The organism is Pseudovibrio sp. Ad26 (genome assembly GCF_001623285.1).
GTDB classification, from domain to species: domain Bacteria; phylum Pseudomonadota; class Alphaproteobacteria; order Rhizobiales; family Stappiaceae; genus Pseudovibrio; species Pseudovibrio ascidiaceicola.
Window position 1 is genome coordinate 1 of record NZ_LMCE01000080.1, and the last position, 686, is coordinate 686.

Here is a 686-nt window from a genome sequence, read left to right on the forward strand (position 1 = left end):
TTGGGATTCTTGACTCGATAAGTCTATTATTTTCAGAGAAAAAATATTCATTGTTTTCTGGGTTGGTGATTGCACCAATCATTCCATTCAAAATTGTTGTTTTACCACACCCATTCCGCCCGATAAAAGCATGAATGTTCGTGCTGGGCATAGAATTAACCGTCACCTCAAAAGGTATAGTTAAATCACTGAATCCGGGAGCACTTTTTCTATTAAATGAAAAGTGGAAATCTGACAATTCTGGCAAACCATTTAACACACGTGCGAACTGTCCATGAATTTCTGAAAGAGTTACCCCTCTAAGTAATGAGGTGTTAAGGACGCTTTCATTTTCAATGTCGGCTAATCGATTTGGCCATACTACTAAATCCTGAATAGCTTTAAGAAGGTTATGTTTAAAACCATCGCTTAATTTGCTGAGATTAACATAGTAGTCAATGCTTTCACCTAAGGAAAAAAACATTTCAGGGAGTTGACTGAATTTTTTATCTATTAATGAATAAGTGCTTACTTCTTCTTTTTGACCTACAAAACCAATTTTAACATTTCCGATATCGCATTTTTCACCATGCTCATCAAAGACAGTAAGATAAAACATTGTAACAAAGGAATAGTCATTCCAACCATCTGCTCGTAGGAATGCCTTATTTTTTTCTACTGCAGGAATATACCCGCCTCTTTCAATA

At 35.6% G+C, this 686-nt stretch carries 1 pseudogene; it reads right to left on the bottom strand.

The annotated features are described in order from the left end of the window. Positions 1 to 685 (bottom strand): annotated as a pseudogene (locus PsAD26_RS16965) (hypothetical protein); the annotation flags it as partial. Position 686 lies beyond the last annotated feature (1 nt).